Origin of the sequence: Serratia oryzae, assembly GCF_001976145.1 — a bacterium.
Lineage (GTDB): Bacteria > Pseudomonadota > Gammaproteobacteria > Enterobacterales > Enterobacteriaceae > Chania > Chania oryzae.
Genome location: NZ_MOXD01000002.1, coordinates 503,219 through 519,611, shown reverse-complemented (window position 1 = coordinate 519,611; position 16,393 = coordinate 503,219). Strand labels below are relative to the sequence as shown.

At 54.5% G+C, this 16,393-nt stretch carries 19 protein-coding genes; 13 read left to right on the top strand and 6 right to left on the bottom strand.

Annotated features, from left to right (window positions below):
• Nucleotides 1–3 precede the first annotated feature (3 nt).
• Entirely contained in the window at nucleotides 4–768 is a 765-nt protein-coding gene (ygbI, locus tag BMI79_RS05635) for a DNA-binding transcriptional repressor YgbI (RefSeq protein WP_076941155.1), read from the bottom strand.
• 261 nt (nucleotides 769–1,029) lie between these two features.
• Between ygbI and ltnD the strand changes: the two genes are divergently transcribed.
• The 6 genes from ltnD (at nucleotide 1,030) to BMI79_RS05605 (ending at nucleotide 6,843) form a co-directional block, all read left to right on the top strand.
• Nucleotides 1,030–1,944: an L-threonate dehydrogenase gene (gene ltnD / locus BMI79_RS05630; RefSeq protein WP_076941154.1), complete on the top strand. Its 915-nt coding sequence runs from the start codon at nucleotides 1,030–1,032 to the stop codon at nucleotides 1,942–1,944.
• Nucleotides 1,944–3,206 (top strand): 3-oxo-tetronate kinase, encoded by a 1,263-nt coding sequence (otnK, locus tag BMI79_RS05625; protein WP_076941153.1) that lies wholly within the window; start codon nucleotides 1,944–1,946, stop codon nucleotides 3,204–3,206. The genes ltnD and otnK overlap by 1 nt, the downstream gene beginning before the upstream one ends.
• Nucleotides 3,203–3,853 carry a 3-oxo-tetronate 4-phosphate decarboxylase gene (otnC, locus tag BMI79_RS05620; protein ID WP_076941152.1) on the top strand — a complete coding sequence of 217 codons (651 nt, stop codon included), beginning with the start codon at nucleotides 3,203–3,205 and terminating at the stop codon, nucleotides 3,851–3,853. Before otnK ends, otnC begins: the two co-directional genes overlap by 4 nt.
• Before the next feature lie 4 nt (nucleotides 3,854–3,857).
• A complete protein-coding gene (locus tag BMI79_RS05615) occupies nucleotides 3,858–4,634 on the top strand; it encodes an HPr family phosphocarrier protein (RefSeq protein ID WP_076941151.1) in 777 nt (258 codons plus the stop codon).
• A gap of 109 nt (nucleotides 4,635–4,743) precedes the next feature.
• Nucleotides 4,744–6,114 carry a GntP family transporter gene (locus tag BMI79_RS05610; RefSeq protein WP_076941150.1) on the top strand — a complete coding sequence of 457 codons (1,371 nt, stop codon included), beginning with the start codon at nucleotides 4,744–4,746 and terminating at the stop codon, nucleotides 6,112–6,114.
• Between the two features lie 198 nt (nucleotides 6,115–6,312).
• Nucleotides 6,313–6,843 carry a GNAT family N-acetyltransferase gene (locus tag BMI79_RS05605; RefSeq protein ID WP_076941149.1) on the top strand — a complete coding sequence of 177 codons (531 nt, stop codon included), beginning with the start codon at nucleotides 6,313–6,315 and terminating at the stop codon, nucleotides 6,841–6,843.
• A 121-nt stretch (nucleotides 6,844–6,964) separates the two neighbouring features.
• Here BMI79_RS05605 and ompX read toward each other — a convergent pair whose 3' ends face one another.
• A complete protein-coding gene (ompX, locus tag BMI79_RS05600) occupies nucleotides 6,965–7,483 on the bottom strand; it encodes an outer membrane protein OmpX (protein ID WP_076941148.1) in 519 nt (172 codons plus the stop codon).
• Nucleotides 7,484–7,881: 398 nt separating this feature from the next.
• On the opposite strand from ompX, the gene rhtA reads away from it, so the two are divergent.
• Together rhtA and nanQ are read left to right on the top strand one after the other, a co-directional pair.
• A complete protein-coding gene (gene rhtA / locus BMI79_RS05595; RefSeq protein ID WP_076941147.1) occupies nucleotides 7,882–8,769 on the top strand; it encodes a threonine/homoserine exporter RhtA in 888 nt (295 codons plus the stop codon).
• A gap of 203 nt (nucleotides 8,770–8,972) precedes the next feature.
• Nucleotides 8,973–9,440 carry an N-acetylneuraminate anomerase gene (gene nanQ / locus BMI79_RS05590; protein ID WP_076941146.1) on the top strand — a complete coding sequence of 156 codons (468 nt, stop codon included), beginning with the start codon at nucleotides 8,973–8,975 and terminating at the stop codon, nucleotides 9,438–9,440.
• 31 nt (nucleotides 9,441–9,471) lie between these two features.
• On the opposite strand, the gene BMI79_RS05585 is transcribed toward nanQ, so the two are convergent.
• The gene (locus tag BMI79_RS05585; protein WP_076941145.1) at nucleotides 9,472–10,008 is read right to left on the bottom strand and encodes a shikimate kinase; all 537 of its coding nucleotides are present in this window, start codon (nucleotides 10,006–10,008) and stop codon (nucleotides 9,472–9,474) included.
• A gap of 180 nt (nucleotides 10,009–10,188) precedes the next feature.
• Here BMI79_RS05585 and BMI79_RS05580 point away from each other — a divergent pair, with 180 nt between their 5' ends.
• From BMI79_RS05580 to glnQ, 4 genes are all read left to right on the top strand, one after another.
• Nucleotides 10,189–10,455, top strand: a complete 267-nt coding sequence (locus tag BMI79_RS05580; RefSeq protein WP_076941144.1) for a DksA/TraR family C4-type zinc finger protein — start codon at nucleotides 10,189–10,191, stop codon at nucleotides 10,453–10,455.
• A gap of 372 nt (nucleotides 10,456–10,827) precedes the next feature.
• Entirely contained in the window at nucleotides 10,828–11,571 is a 744-nt protein-coding gene (glnH, locus tag BMI79_RS05570) for a glutamine ABC transporter substrate-binding protein GlnH (RefSeq protein ID WP_076941143.1), read from the top strand.
• A 105-nt stretch (nucleotides 11,572–11,676) separates the two neighbouring features.
• Nucleotides 11,677–12,336: a glutamine ABC transporter permease GlnP gene (gene glnP, locus BMI79_RS05565; protein ID WP_076941142.1), complete on the top strand. Its 660-nt coding sequence runs from the start codon at nucleotides 11,677–11,679 to the stop codon at nucleotides 12,334–12,336.
• Nucleotides 12,333–13,055, top strand: coding sequence for a glutamine ABC transporter ATP-binding protein GlnQ (glnQ, locus tag BMI79_RS05560; protein WP_076941141.1), 723 nt, complete (start codon nucleotides 12,333–12,335; stop codon nucleotides 13,053–13,055). Before glnP ends, glnQ begins: the two co-directional genes overlap by 4 nt.
• 43 nt (nucleotides 13,056–13,098) lie before the next feature.
• Here glnQ and rlmF read toward each other — a convergent pair whose 3' ends face one another.
• Nucleotides 13,099–14,064 (bottom strand): 23S rRNA (adenine(1618)-N(6))-methyltransferase RlmF, encoded by a 966-nt coding sequence (rlmF, locus tag BMI79_RS05555; RefSeq protein ID WP_167370513.1) that lies wholly within the window; start codon nucleotides 14,062–14,064, stop codon nucleotides 13,099–13,101.
• Between the two features lie 132 nt (nucleotides 14,065–14,196).
• On the opposite strand from rlmF, the gene BMI79_RS05550 reads away from it, so the two are divergent.
• A complete protein-coding gene (locus BMI79_RS05550; protein ID WP_076941139.1) occupies nucleotides 14,197–14,835 on the top strand; it encodes a flavin reductase family protein in 639 nt (212 codons plus the stop codon).
• 49 nt (nucleotides 14,836–14,884) lie between these two features.
• On the opposite strand, the gene BMI79_RS05545 is transcribed toward BMI79_RS05550, so the two are convergent.
• Nucleotides 14,885–15,904, bottom strand: coding sequence for a family 8 glycosyl hydrolase (locus BMI79_RS05545; RefSeq protein ID WP_076941242.1), 1,020 nt, complete (start codon nucleotides 15,902–15,904; stop codon nucleotides 14,885–14,887).
• An 8-nt stretch (nucleotides 15,905–15,912) separates the two neighbouring features.
• On the bottom strand, nucleotides 15,913–16,392 hold the full coding sequence (gene bcsD, locus BMI79_RS05540; RefSeq protein ID WP_076941138.1) for a cellulose biosynthesis protein BcsD: 480 nt from the start codon (nucleotides 16,390–16,392) through the stop codon (nucleotides 15,913–15,915).
• Between the last annotated feature and the right edge of the window lies 1 nt (nucleotide 16,393).

Here is a 16,393-nt window from a genome sequence, read left to right as displayed (position 1 = left end):
AGGTCAGATATTGGCCATCAGCAGCGTAATATTTGCTTGCCGAATCGCAGCCTGCACCGCTTCCGGCAGATTGCTGTCCGTGATGATGGCATCAAACGCAGAAATCGGCAGCGCCAGATAAGTCGCCACCTTGCCATGTTTAGAGGTATCGCTCAGCAGAATACAGCGGCGACTGGCTTCAACAATCGCCTTTTTCACCATCACCTTATCCTCGCTGGGCGTTGACAGCCCGCGCATACTCCACGAAGACGCTGAGATAAACGCCAGATCGATAAACAGATGAGACAAAGCCTGAGCCGCTGCGGCCCCGACGCAGGAACGGTTCTCACGGCATACGGTGCCCCCGGTGTGGATCAGCTTGCATTGGCTGTGCTCCAGCAGGTAAGCCGCGATCACAAAGTCGTTGGTAACGACGGTGAGATCGTCGCGATCGCCAATCTGCCGGGCCAATGCCAACGTAGTGGTGCCCGCATCCAGGTAGATACAACTGTTAATGGGGATCTGGCGCGCGGCCAGTTGCCCAATTGCCGCTTTCTGCTGGCTGAACATGCCCTCTTTATCTTGATGCGAAGGCTCCATCGCCACCCGCTCAGCAGACTGTACGCCGCCAGACACGGTCAATACCGCGCCCTGCTCTTCCAGCTTTTGCAGATCACGCCGGATAGTCATATGCGACACCCCCAGCCTTTCGGTCAGTTCAGCAATGCTGACCACGCCGCGCTCAGACACCAGCGCGAGAATTTGTTGGTGGCGTTCAACAGGTATCACGATTTCCTCTCAATGACCGCAGTGATAATAATTGTGATTTTACGTCAATTCTCGTGCAGCGAAAACAAAGCTTTTCAGACTGCGAAACCGAACGCAATCATAAAAAACCTTTAAAAACATTATATTAATTAGATTTTCTGTTGTGATTGATGCTCTTATACATTGTTAATAATTGTGAAGGCGATCACCGATATCAGGCGAAAAAACGCTTACATTTAACACAACAAAACAAATAATCACTAAAATTAACAGGAGTATCTCATGACACAGCCAGGAAATTATTCAGTCTGTATCGTCGGCTTGGGCTCCATGGGCATGGGCGCGGCAACCTCATGCATCAACGCCGGGCTCACCACTTATGGTGTCGATCTCAACCCACAGGCACTGGCTGCACTGCAGCAGGCCGGGGCCAAACAGGCGGCCACCAGCGCAGCAGGGTTTGCGGCTGAACTGGATGCCGTCTTGCTGCTGGTGGTCAATGCAGCACAGGTCAAACACATTCTTTTTGGCGACAACGGGTTGGCACCACAGCTAAAACCTAACACCGCAGTGATGGTGTCTTCCACTATTGCCGCCGCCGATGCCAAAGAGATTGAACAGGGGCTGAAAGCCTATGGCCTTAACATGCTGGACGCCCCGGTTTCCGGCGGCGCAGCTAAAGCCGCTGAGGGCCAGATGACGGTAATGGCATCCGGCAGCGAAGCTACCTTCGCCCAGTTACAACCGGTATTAGACGCCGTTGCCGGTAAAGTCTATCGCATCGGCGAAGAGATCGGCCTGGGTGCTACGGTGAAGATCATCCACCAGTTGCTGGCTGGCGTGCACATTGCCGCCGGGGCCGAAGCGATGGCGCTGGCGTCACGCGCCGGTATTCCGCTGGACGTCATGTACGATGTGGTCACGCATGCTGCGGGGAATTCCTGGATGTTTGAGAACCGTATGCGTCACGTAGTAGATGGCGACTATACGCCAAAATCCGCCGTGGACATCTTCGTTAAAGATCTCGGGCTGGTGGCCGACACCGCCAAAGCGCTGCACTTCCCGCTGCCGCTGGCGTCCACGGCATTCAATATGTTCACCTCCGCCAGCAATGCCGGTTACGGTAAAGAAGACGACAGCGCAGTGATCAAGATTTTCTCCGGCATCAACCTGCCAGACAACAAGAGGAACGCCTAATGCTACTCGGAGTGATTGCCGATGATTTTACCGGTGCGACCGATATCGCCAGCTTCCTGGTAGAAAACGGCTTACCCACCGTTCAACTGAACGGCGTGCCACAGGACGATGCCCCGGTGAATGCTCAGGCTGTGGTGATCAGCCTGAAGTCACGCTCCTGCCCGGTCGATCAGGCAGTAGAGCAATCGCTGCAGGCGCTGGCCTGGTTGCAACGGCAAGGCTGCCGTCAGTTCTATTTCAAATACTGTTCCACCTTCGACAGCACTGCGCAGGGCAATATCGGCCCGGTGACCGATGCCTTACTCGATGCGTTGGGCGAACAGCAAACGGTGATCTCCCCTGCGCTGCCGGTCAATGGGCGCACGGTGTATCAAGGGTATCTGTTCGTGATGGATCAACTGCTGTCTGAATCCGGCATGCGCAACCACCCGGTCACACCGATGACCGACAGTAATCTGCTGCGGCTGATGGAGGCGCAGGCAAGCGGGCGCTGTGGGCTGGTTAATGCGGCAGAGATGGATCGCGGGGCCGGTGCGGTAAAAGAGAAACTGCAGCAGCTAGCACAGCAAGGCGTGCGCTACGCCGTGTTAGATACCCTTAATGAGCAGCATTTGCTCACCCAAGGTGAAGCGCTGAAAACCATGAAGCTGGTGACCGGTGGTTCCGGGCTGGCGATCGGCATTGCTCGCCAATGGGCGCAGCCGGGCCAGGAAAAGGCGCAATCCGCCGGGGCACCACAGGGCCAAAAAGCCGTGGTGCTTTCCGGTTCCTGCTCGACCATGACCAATAAGCAGGTTGCCCGCTATCGCCAGCAGGCTGCCGCTCAGGCCATTGAGGTCGCACGTTGCATGGATAACGCCGATCGCAGCGCCTATGCCGACGAACTCAGCAGTTGGGTGGAACAGCATGCGCGAGCAGCGCTGGCTCCGCTGTTGTATGCCACCGCCGAACCGGAGCAGTTGCAGCAGACTCAGCAGCAATATGGTGTTGAGGCGGCCAGTCAGGCGGTGGAGGCGCTGTTTGCCGACGTGGTCACACGCCTGCAGCAGCGTGGATTCAGCCGTTTCATCGTTGCTGGCGGCGAAACTTCTGGCGTCGTCACCCAGGCGTTGGGGATCCGCGGGTTCCACATCGGCCCCTGCATTTCCCCCGGCGTCCCTTGGGTACGCGCTATCGAACAACCTGTCTCACTGGCCCTGAAATCGGGCAACTTCGGCGATGAAAACTTTTTCGCCAGAGCACAAACGGAGTTTCCTGTATGACGATCGCTGCTGCACAGCCCTCTGCCGCCGAGCTGCAGGCCAGAGAAGAAATGGTGCGCCTGGGCGCCTCTTTCTTCCAACGTGGCTACGCCACCGGTTCAGCGGGTAACCTCTCGCTGCTGCTGCCAGATGGCACCCTGTTGGCGACCCCCACTGGCTCTTGCCTAGGGGAGCTACAGGCCGATCGGCTGTCAAAAGTCAGCCTGAGCGGTGAGTGGATCTCCGGTGATAAACCGTCAAAAGAGATCAGTTTTCACCGTGCGCTGTATCAACATAACCCGGCCTGCAAGGCGGTGGTACATCTGCACTGCACTTACCTCACCGCCCTTTCCTGCCTGCAGGGGTTGGATACGGAAAATGCCATCAAGCCTTTTACCCCGTATGTGGTGATGCGCGTCGGCCAGGTGCCGGTTGTGCCTTACTACCGCCCTGGCGATACGCGGTTGGCGGAAGATCTCGCCAAGCTGGCACCGGCGTATAAGGCTTTCCTGTTGGCCAACCACGGGCCCGTTGTAACCGGTGAAAGCCTGCGCGAAGCCGCGAACAATACCGAAGAAATGGAAGATGCGGCGAAGCTGATTTTCACCCTCGGCGATCGCCCGATTCGTTATTTAACCGCCGATGAAATTGCCGAATTACGGAGTTGAAAAAATGCCAAAATTTGCTGCTAACCTATCGATGATGTTTACCGAACTGCCGTTTCTGGATCGCTTTGCTGCCGCCGCAGCCGCCGGATTCAAAGCGGTAGAATTCCTGTTCCCCTATGAATATCCTGCCGATTTGCTGGCAGAAAAACTGCGCCAGCACGGGCTCTCACAGGTGCTGTTCAATACCGCCCCCGGTGACGTCAGCGCAGGCGAATGGGGGCTGGCGGCGCTGCCCGGCCGCGAAGCGGATGCCCGCGCGGACATTGACCGCGCTCTGGAGTACGCAATCGCGCTGAAATGCCCCTGTGTGCACGTCATGGCTGGCGTGGTGCCGCCGGGTGAGGACCGTGCCCGTTACCAGGAAACCTTTATCAGCAATCTCCGTTACGCTGCCGATAGCTTCGCGCCTCATGGCATCAAGGTGCTCATTGAAGCACTCAGCCCGCCGGTCAAGCCCAACTACCTGTTCGCCAGCCAACATCAGGCGGCGGAGCTGGTTAGCGCGATCGATCGCCCCAACGCCTTTATCCAGTTCGATTTCTTCCATGCACAGTTGGTGGACGGCAACATCAGTAATCTGGTCACCTCACTGGCCGGGCGTTATGCCCATATTCAGATTGCCTCGGTGCCTGATCGTAACGAGCCAGACAGCGGGGAATTGAATTACCCTTGGCTGTTCGCGCTGTTGGACAAGGTGGGTTATCAGGGCTGGATCGGTTGTGAATATAAACCGCGGGGTGAAACTACCGCCGGGCTCGGCTGGGTGAAACCTTACCTGTAATCGGGCATCGGCCAACACCAGGTTCTAAACCCTATAAAAACATCAAACGCACCCGTATCGCCTTTGGGCGATCGCGGTGCCGGACTCTTATCAGAATAAAGGCTATACCATGTCTACCTCTATGCTACTGATCATCGCCCTTTTGGGCGTACTGCTGCTCCTGCTGATGGTGATCAAGGCCAAAGTTCAGCCGTTCGTCGCCCTGCTGGTAGTCAGCCTGCTGGTCGCCTTGGCCAGCGGCATCCCAACCGGTGAAGTGATGAAAGTGATGACCGCCGGCATGGGCGGCGTGTTGGGCTCAGTGACGATTATCATCGGCCTGGGTGCTATGCTCGGCAGAATGATTGAACACTCCGGCGGTGCCGAATCGCTGGCGCAGCGCTTCAGTAAAGCGCTGGGGCCAAAACGTACCATCGCCGCGCTGACCATGGCCGCCTTTATTCTGGGCATCCCGGTGTTCTTCGACGTCGGCTTTATCATTCTGGCCCCGATTATCTACGGTTTTGCCAAGGTGGCTAAAGTTTCCCCGCTGAAATTCGGCTTGCCGATGGCGGGCGTCATGCTGACCGTGCACGTTGCGCTGCCGCCGCACCCGGGCCCGGTGGCCGCTGCGGGGTTACTGCACGCCGACATAGGATGGCTGACGATTATCGGCCTGCTGATCTGTATTCCGGTAGGGATTATCGGTTACTTCGCAGCAAACTACCTGAACCGCAAAGCCTACCCGCTTTCCATTGAGGTATTGGAGCAGTTGCAGTTAGCTGCCCCTGAATCAAGCTCTGATAGCAACGCACCGCTCAGCGATCGCATCAATCCACCGGGTGCCGGGCTGATTGCCGCGCTGATTGTCATTCCTATCGCCATCATTATGCTCGGCACCGTGTCAGCCACGTTGCTGGAACCGGGTTCGGCGCTGCGCGATGTTTTATCTTTGATCGGTGCTCCGGCGGTGGCCCTGATGATTGCCCTGCTGCTGGCATTCTACTTCCTGGCGATGCGCCGTGGCTGGAGCCTGCAACATACCAGCGACATCATGGGTGCTGCGCTGCCGACCGCGGCGGTGGTGATCCTGGTAACCGGTGCGGGCGGGGTGTTTGGCAAAGTGCTGGTGGAGTCTGGCGTTGGTAAAGCGCTGGCAGAGGTGCTCACCACCATTGGCCTGCCCTTGATCCCGGCGGCGTTTATCATCTCCCTGGCGCTGCGTGCCTCACAGGGTTCTGCCACCGTGGCGATTCTGACCACCGGCGGGCTGCTTTCCGAAGCAGTTACCGGCCTCAATCAGCTACAGCTGGTGCTGGTGACGCTCGCCACCTGCTTTGGCGGCCTGGGGCTATCGCATGTGAACGACTCAGGTTTCTGGATTGTCACCAAATACCTGGGCCTTTCAGTGGCCGATGGTCTGAAAACCTGGACGGTATTGACCACCCTACTGGGCCTGAGCGGCTTCCTGTTCACCTGGTTACTGTGGCTGGTGGTATAACGCGTTGCTGATGGTGCCCGAGAACCGCTATATAGGGTAAATTAGTAGGGGCGAATCAATTCGCCCCTACATCTATACCCAAAGTAATTCGAGTTGCAGGAAGGCGGCGACGCAGCGGCCCCGAAGGGGCGAGTAACAAAGCCAACGCACATGCAACTTGCAGTATGACGGGTATGCGCCTTATTCAGGAAGCTCATCATGACCACCATCAACACTGTACCCACGCTGATTACCGAACGCCTGATACTGGATGCCCACCGGCTGGACGATTTTGCCGATCTGGCGGCCATGTGGGCAGATCCTGCCGTTGTTCGCTATATCGGCGGCACACCGCGCAGCGCGGAGGACAGTTGGAGCCGCCTGTTGCGCTACCTTGGCCACTGGCAACTGCTGGGTTACGGCTATTGGGCTGTGCGTGAAAAAACCAGCGGCAACTATATTGGCGACATTGGTTTTGCCGATTTTCATCGCGCCATTGAGCCTGCGCTTGATGCACCAGAAATGGGCTGGGCGCTAACCAGTGCTGCCCATGGCAAAGGTTATGCCACCGAAGCGCTGCAGGCTGCGCTAACCTGGGCTGCCGGGCATTTTCCGCAGGGCAAAACGGTCTGCATTATCTCCCCAGAAAACCGCCCCTCTCACGGGCTGGCCAAGAAGGTTGGCTTTGCCGAAAGCCACCACAGCGAGTATCACCAGCAGCCTATCGTGGTGATGCAGCGTTTGTTGTGAGAAAGAGACTGCGAATCAGCCAGTTCACGTGCGTCAAAAGCAAAAAATCCGCCCGAAGGCGGATTTTCAATAGGTGCAGCAACCAAGGCCACACATTCACACCAACGGGCGTGAAGAAAACTTAGAAGCGGTAACCTGCACCAACCATCCAGGTGCCAACGTCAACGCTACGGATGCGGCTCTGCTCGTAGCCTACATCCAGAGCAACTTGCTGCATTGGATTGAATTGCAGACCAGCGCCGTAAGTGAAACCGTAATCGCTGTTGCTGTTGTCGTTAGAACCGTTTTTAGCGTTGCTGGTGAACTTACCGTAACCCACACCGATCACGCCATAGATGCTCGCCCAGTCGTTGAAGCGGTAAGCAGGACCAGCAGTGATGCCGCTGTACTGTACTTTGTTGTAGAAACCGCTTTCAGTACCGTTCTTTTCCAGATGGGTAAAGGAACCAATCACACCCAGCGGGCTGTTGTCGAACTCGTAACGGTATTTCAGGTTGAAACCATCAGCTTTGTTAGCTACGCCTTGGAAATCACCATGGGCATAACCAGCGGATACAGTGCTCTCACCGGCGAATGCGCTACCGGCGCTAACTGCTAGTACACAAGCTGCTACTGCGGAAAGACATGCAATTTTTTTCATAAACCACCTCAAACACGTTTTATTTTTAAGTACAACCATTTGTTCATACGTTGAAAATATAGCAAAAATCAGCGTGAAACTCTGCCTTCAAAACAGTGTCTAAAGCTTTGTATCGTGTAACAGAAAATTACAAGAATACTACAGCCGCTTAATTTACCCATATTTTCAATTGCATCCTACGCTTTTTTGTGACAAAAATCACCTATTCAATCGTGCTAAAACGCGCTGAGGGTGGCTGTTCTTTGCGCGTTTGCACGATCTTTGTGCAAAAATTTGACAGTTTACTTTCGCTGAAAGGCTTTTGCAGACACCTCCATACCAATTCATTTACACTTAATGTTCACTCGTTTTCGTTACGCCTTCTCAAGAGCTGAGAAGCGCCCATAAGGCTTGAAGAGATGTCTTCGTCTGTTACTGCTAAAGCGTCTTCCGCGCTGTTGCCTATTTGCTTACTGATCGTTGCGATGATCTCGATTCAGAGCGGTGCTTCGCTGGCGAAAAGCCTGTTCCCACTGATCGGAGCCGAAGGGATCACCACCCTGCGCCTGGGAATTGGCACGTTGATTCTGTTTATTATCTTCCGCCCTTGGCGGATGCGTTTTGCTGCGGGTAGCCGGCTGCCGCTGCTGATCTATGGGCTGTCGCTGGGGGCAATGAATTATCTGTTCTACCTTTCCCTGCGCACGGTGCCGCTCGGCATCGCCGTAGCGCTGGAGTTCACTGGCCCGCTGGCGGTGGCGATGTTTTCTTCACGCCGCCCTATCGATTTTGTCTGGGTGGCATTAGCGGTTATCGGCCTCGGGTTTCTGTTGCCTCTCGGCCACGATATCGGCAGTATCGACCCTCTTGGTGCCGCATGCGCTTTAGGTGCCGGTGCCTGTTGGGCGATATACATTATCTTTGGCCAGAAGGCCGGTGGCGATCACGGGCCTGGCACCGTCGCCATTGGCTCGCTGGTTGCCGCGATCGTATTTTGCCCGATCGGCGCCTGGCAAACGGGCAGTGCGTTGCTGAACGTGGATATTCTCCCCGTGGCGCTGGCGGTGGCCGTTCTCTCTACTGCACTCCCCTATTCGCTGGAAATCATCGCGTTGCCCAAGATCCCGGCGCGCACCTTTGGTACCCTGATGAGCCTGGAACCGGCGCTGGCGGCGCTTTCTGGCATGATCTTCCTCAATGAGCACCTCACCAATGTGCAATGGCTGGCATTGGCCGCCATTATTGCCGCTTCAATGGGGGCGACACTGACCATTAAACCCAAGCCGCAGATTGAGAGCCTTTCATGACCTGTTGCTGCGCGCAGCCGCGAGTAAATAAATCCTGATTCCGTGATGTGATTGCAATCGACTTAACTGTTTTTTGGTTTGACAATGGCCATACTTGCAACAAGTCCTTTGTGTTAGTTTTTTTAATTTCATTACGTTATATACCCAGGAGCTTGCAGGCCGCAGCCAACGGCGCCGCCTATAGTTCATTACGGAGAATCAGGATGATATACGGTAGTTTGTACAATCCTCGCTTTGGACGCGGCCTCTCACCAGTATTAGCCAATATCCTCAACACCGTTCGCCAATACGATTTACCCGGCCTGGCGCTGGGGCGACATGAGATCGATGGCGATCGCGTGTTTATGAATGTGATGGAACTGGTGACGGAGCCCGCCGAAAGCAAACGCGCAGAGATTCATCAGGAGTATCTGGATATTCAGATCCTGATCGGCGGCGAGGAGCGGATTGACTATGGTCTACCCGGCAGTTGGGACAGCGACGATCCTTACGATGCCAGCAAGGACCTGCAAATGCTGGATATCAAACGCAGCCCGCAAACCTTGAACCTCACCCCCGGTATGTATGTGATTTTCTTCCCGCTGGAGCCCCATAAGCCCGGTTGTCAGGTGCGTGGGGCAAAAAGTATCAAAAAAGTGGTGGTGAAAGTGCATTACGAGTTACTGCTGTAGCAATATTGAGCCGGTCGATTGGCCGGCTCAATCACCTCTGGACGTTGGCAAGGAAAGAAGCCGTTTCAGCGGGTGAGCGCAGGTGGATAAAACGAATGTGACCATTATCCGCATCCTGCATCTCGGCCAAATACTTGCTACGGTTCTGGCGATACGTTTTTAGCGTCCACCAGATGATGGACTCCCGGCTGAAGAAAGAACGCCGGAAACTCTCACAGTTTCCTGTGCCGGGCCACAACTCGCTCTGCCGCCAGGAACGCAGTGTTGCACGACGTATGGCTTGCCACAGCGTGCGAAAGAAACCGTAATCGACCCAGACCACCCAGTCGACCTCCCGCCATTTAATCGCTTTGGTGCGGGTATAGTTGCCATCCAGCACCCAGCCTGCAGCGGCTTCTGCCAGCGCCAGATTAACCCGTGCCAGAAACTCATCACCCGGTGTTCCTTGCCAGCCTGATCGCCAATAAAGCTTATCCATTTCGATATAAGGCACTGCCAGCTTCTGCGCCAGTTGGCGCGCCACGGTGGATTTGCCGCTGCCGCTGGTTCCTACCACGTTAACTTTCATTGCTTCGGCCCACGCAATTGAAAGGTGACAAGTATATCAGCATGAATTAACAGAGGAAAATATCGCACTGGGCTGGGTTCATCGCGGCCATACGCCAACGGTATTTCTTTTATTCGCAGACCGGATTGTATAATAAACAACCCACATTACACTCAATGAATACACTGCAGCGAGGTGAGCATGGCAAACGGATGGGCAGCAGATGGCGCGGTTCAGGATCAAATCGATTCCACGGTGGAGGATGCCGTTCAGCGTGCGCGCCAGGCACTGGGGCATGGTGAAAGCGAACAGTACTGCCTAGAATGCGGGGAGGAGATCCCTGAAGCCCGGCGCAAAGCGCTAGCCGGCGTGCGTTATTGCCTGGCCTGCCAAACTGGGCTGGATCAACGGCAATCGGTGAACAGCCTGTATAACCGCCGTGGTAGTAAAGATAGCCAGTTGCGCTGATTCTGATAAGGTGGCGAATTTATTCGCTCTCTCTTTTCATTTTATTATGCAATTCGAACATTCCTGCACCAGAGATAAACATATTGCAGGAGCAAAGTTAGAGTTAGTTATCAAAATTGAAGCATAACTGTTAATTATCGGTTGTTTCACATCCATTCTTTGGTTAATGATAGGCCGATGCACCAAGGTCGTCATAATGCACCATTTTGGTGCCCAATAATGGTGCATAACGATAAGATTTATCATTCTGGGCATAGCATAACGACACAACCCTTTGTTTTTTGAATGATTGCAAACTTGGCATGATTCTTCCATAGCACCAAATGCAACATAGAAAATGGGTAATCCGCAACCTGTACAGGAATTCCTCTCATGAAGTCGATTTTTAAAGTTTCCCTGGCCGCACTTTCCCTGGCCTTCGCCGTAAGCTCCCACGCCGCAGATAAACTGGTTGTCGCCACTGACACCGCTTTCGTTCCATTCGAATTCAAGCAGGGTGATCAATACGTTGGCTTTGATATCGACCTGTGGGCCGCTATCGCCAAAGAACTGAAGCTGGATTACACCCTGAAGCCAATGGACTTCAGCGGCATTATTCCTGCACTGCAAACCAAGAACGTAGATCTAGCGCTGGCGGGGATCACCATCACCGAAGAGCGTAAGAAAGCGATCGAATTCTCAGATGGTTATTACAAAAGCGGTCTGTTGGTGATGGTGAACGCCAATAACGACAGCGTGAAAAGCATTGCCGATCTGGATGGCAAGGTCTTGGCAGTGAAGAGCGGCACCGGTTCGGTGGATTACGCCAAGCAGCACATCAAAACCAAAGATCTGCGCCAGTTCCCGAACATCGACAACGCCTATATGGAACTGGGTACCCAGCGTGCTGATGCCGTACTGCACGACACGCCAAACATCCTGTACTTTATCAAGACTGCCGGTGCCGGTAAGTTCAAAACCGTAGGCGAATCACTGGAAGCCCAGCAATATGGCATCGCCTTCCCGAAAGGCAGCGATGAACTGCGTGAGAAAGTCAACGCCGCGCTGAAAACCCTGCGTGACAACGGCACCTACAACGAAATCTACAAAAAATGGTTTGGTACCGAGCCTAAGTAATTTATTCAATTGGTTAACCACTAAGTTAAGCACAGGGGAGGTGTACCCACCCCTGCGCTTTGTTGTATCTGATTCCCTTGTTTGGGATCACCGGGAGAAATGATTATGCAGTTCGATTGGAATGCCATCTGGCCTGCCATTCCCATTCTGTTAGAAGGCGCCAAAATGACCCTGTGGATTTCGGTCCTCGGTCTGATTGGTGGCCTGCTCATCGGCCTTGTTGCCGGTTTTGCCCGTACCTACGGCGGTTGGATCGCCAACCACGTGGCACTGGTATTCATCGAAGTGATCCGCGGTACGCCGATTGTGGTACAGGTGATGTTCATCTACTTCGCCTTGCCGATGGCGTTCAGCAACTTACGTATCGACCCGTTCAGCGCCGCCGTGGTCACCATAATGATCAACTCCGGTGCCTATATTGCGGAAATCACGCGCGGTGCGGTGCTGTCGATCCACAACGGTTTCCGTGAGGCTGGGCTGGCTTTGGGGCTGTCACGCCGTGAAACCATCCGCTATGTGATCATGCCACTGGCGCTGCGCCGCATGCTGCCGCCGCTGGGTAACCAGTGGATCATCAGCATCAAAGACACATCGCTGTTTATCGTGATTGGCGTGGCGGAACTGACCCGCCAAGGCCAGGAAATTATTGCCGGTAACTTCCGCGCGCTGGAAATCTGGAGTGCCGTGGCGGTTATTTACCTGATTATTACCCTGGTGCTGAGCTTCGTTCTGCGTCGGCTGGAAAGAAGGATGAAAATCCTGTGATTGAATTTAAAAATGTCTCCAAGCACTTTGGCCCAACCCAGGTGCTGCACAATATTGACCTGAAAATTACTCAGGGTGAAGTCGTGGTAATTATCGGCCCTTCCGGCTCCGGTAAATCTACCCTGCTGCGCTGTATCAATAAGCTGGAAGAAATCACCAGCGGCGAATTGATTGTCGATGGTTTGAAAGTTAACGATCCGAAAGTGGACGATCGCCTGATCCGTCAGGAGGCAGGCATGGTTTTCCAACAGTTCTACCTGTTCCCGCACCTGACCGCGCTGGAAAACGTGGCCTTCGGCCCGATCCGCGTGCGTGGCCTGAAAAAGGCCGATGCCGAAAAGCTGGCGCGCGAATTGTTAGCCAAAGTCGGGCTGGCTGAACGTGCTCACCACTATCCTTCTGAGCTTTCCGGTGGCCAACAGCAGCGCGTCGCGATTGCCCGTGCGCTGGCGGTGAAGCCAAAAATGATGTTGTTCGATGAACCCACCTCGGCCCTCGATCCGGAACTGCGTCACGAAGTGTTGAAGGTCATGCAGGATCTGGCAGAAGAAGGCATGACGATGGTGATCGTCACTCACGAAGTGGGCTTTGCTGAAAAAGTGGCGTCACGTCTGATCTTTATCGATAAAGGGCGAGTGGCCGAAGATGGCAACCCGCACGATCTGATCAACCATCCACCGAGCCCGCGCCTGCGTGAGTTCCTGCAACACGTTTCCTGATCGACCGCAGCAAACCAGCGGGCATTAAACGTGCCCGCTTTTTTTATTGCCAACGCTCTGCCGCCCAAGCAGCTTGCTGCTCGCCATTATGGAAGGTCCAGGCCACAAAACGGCTGATCTTCTGCCCCTGCGCCATTTCAACAGTGCGCACCTCAACCGCTCCAGCCTGCTTCAACGCAGCGTAAATAGCCGGTAAGGTGGTGTTTTTGGAAATCAGCGAAGTAAACCACAGGCAGTTTTGCGCCTTGCTGACGCTCTCCGCCACCATTTTGCGCACAAAAGCTTCTTCCCCGCCTTCACACCATAATTCATTATTCTTGCCGCCAAAGTTTTGCACCGGTTTATCGGCGACTTCGCCTTTACCCAGCTTGTGCAGCTTGCGGCGCGTGCTGGCGCGCGCTTCCTGCTCAGAACCGTGGAACGGCGGATTGCACAACGTGGCGTCAAAACGCTCAGCAGCACCGATAATGCCGGTGAAAATAAACTCCGGCTGCTTTTGCTGACGCAGGCGCACGCTGTTCTTCAGCGTCGGGTTCATGGCAACAATCATTTTGGCCGCATTCAAGGAAACCGGATCGATTTCCGAACCGGTAAAGCGCCAGCCATATTCGCGCAGCCCAACGATGGGGTAAATGCAGTTGGCCCCGACGCCGACGTCCAGGATCGCTACCCCTTTACCGCGTGGGATCTCGCCGCCGTTGCTGGTTGCCAGCAGGTCGGCCAGGTGATGTACATAATCAGCACGCCCAGGGATCGGCGGGCAAAGATAGTCGGCTGGAATATCCCAGTGCTCAATACCGTAAAAATGTTGCAGCAACGCGCGGTTAAGCATTTTAACCGCCGCCGGATCGGCAAAATCCACCGAGATATCACCCCAGGCATTGGGCTTCACAAACGGCTCCAGCGCCGGGCAACTGGCTATCAAGGCCGGAAAATCATAGCGTGAACGATGGCGATTGCGCGGATGCAGGCCGCTTTTCTGCTGCGGGAAGCTTTTCTTTTTTTCCACCGTAACGGGCTCTCTGAAAGGGTTTTCTAGCGCGTAAGATAGCACAAAGCCCGCTAAAAGAGCGGCAAGGCGCTTGCAGCCAAGGCGAAAAACGTCAAAATGGCAACAGGATCCTTCCCGATAAGAGTGATTATGAGCAGCAAACCCCGTTATTACTATGAACCTGCCGCAGGCCATGGCCTGGCCCACGATCCACTGAACGCCATCGTCGGCCCACGGCCGATCGGCTGGATTTCCTCACTCAGCGCCGCTGGTCAACGTAACCTGGCACCTTACAGCTTCTTCAACTGTTTCAACTACCGCCCACCGATTATCGGCTTTGCCAGCACTGGCTGGAAAGACAGCGTTGCCAACATTGTAGAAACCGGTGAGTTTGTGTGGAACCTGACAACGCGGCCATTGGCAGAGGCCATGAACAACAGTTCGGCCTCATTGCCGCGCGGTGAAGACGAATTTGCCTTCGCCGGATTGACACCAATCCCTGGGCGACGCGTGAAAGCAGAGCTGGTCGCGGAAAGCCCGGTAAATTTTGAATGTCGTCTGACGCAGTGCATTCAGTTGCTAAATGCCGCTGGGGGAAACATCGAAACCTGGCTGGTCTTGGGGGAAGTGGTCGCGGTGCATATCGACCCGGTATTGCTGGACGAACAGGGCGTCTACCAAACCGCAGCCGCGCAGCCGGTACTGCGCGCCGGAGGCCCTACTGCCTATTACGGCATCTCCGAGCAGCACCGCTTTGATCTGGTGCGCCCGGATGCGCGTAAGCCTTGAACTCAGCGTTCAGGCTGCGATCCTCGCAAACTGAACGCTACACCAAAGATTAACGCTGGCTGGCGACGGACCAATAGGTCAGCAGATACAGACTGGCGGAATAGTAATCCTCGTCGGCGGTCAAGCGGTTAGTCAATTGCCCGCCAGCGCCGAGCACCAGGTCTCTGACCGCCATCATGCCGGGGCTTTGGTTATACCCGGAGCGTGCACCGGTGATCACATTCACCCAGGCAGGCACCGCCTGGCGATTATAACCCTGCCAGAACCTTACGAAGGGAGCCAGAGCCGGGCTGTCACTTTGATACCAATGGACATACAAGGGAACACGTACCGCGTCAAACCCGAAACGAGGCGGCCAACCACTCGCCGGTGTCATGCGGCCGTCGGCAGACAGCGTGACCCAATCCGTCGGGAGCTGTGCTTTACCAAATGACATTTTGTTGAGCATGGCGAGGCTGTCATCGCTCAGCTGTTTCCATACCAGCAGATGGGTATAATCAAAGAACGCCTTCCAAGCGGGGAAAACAAAATAGGAAGGATTCACCGTGATCGAATTAGCCTGTTTAAAACCGGTTACCCCTGGCAGCATCACGTTATAACCAGCATATTTTACTAACGTATGCCGCAGCAATGAGCGCTGTATTTCAGATGAGCTCCTTAGATATTCCCTGACGTTCCATTTTTTCCCTGCCTCCAATAGTGCCCAGGCAATAAAGATATCGCCATCGGTGGCATTATTTTTATCCGCTATCGGCACAGCTTTGCCAGGTTCATAGCGCCAGGAAAATAACCCGATATCCTTACGGTATAACGTCGCGTTAGTCCACTGCCACATACTGTCAAAAGCCTGCTGGTCATTATTATATACCGCCAGCAACATGGCATACCCCTGTCCTTCGGTATGGCTGATATTATTATTGCCGGTATCAACAACGCGTCCGTCAGGTAATAAAAAACGCTGTTTATAGAGCGCCCAAGCATTATCTTGCGCAACGGAACCAAAGGAAAACAGTAACCCGGTTAGTAAAGCTAATATTCTGACCCAACTCTGAGTATATTTAGCCACCATATTCACCTTTATTGCTCGTTTCTGTAGCTAAAGACTAATGTATGATCCTGAGATTGCTGGCTTTGGCGCAGAGCAACATGCGGTGCCCCACCCTGAGCCAACAGCCAGGTGGCATATGCTCCTTCCAGCACGGTGGCAAAAGAGATGCTCCACAGCGACTCGTTATCAGGATCGGGCGCTTGCGGATAAGCATAATGCGTCAGCAATATTCCTTGTTCGCTGGCATCAACCTGCACCCACCCCCAATCAAACTGGCTCAACACCGCGTTGATGCTATCCTCGAGATCCCCCACCGTTTCCGCCTCGGGCAACGGCGTTTTTTCTGCCAGTTGGCTCCCCATCAAACGCAAAAAGTCTCGACTATCCGCCTCATCGGCCGAAGCAAGAATGCCAGAAAAAACCACTTCCATCAGACTCTGCCAGCCTGGTTTAAACTGCTGCCGACGATAATAATCGAGTTCATAAGACGCATTATTAATATCTTGCATG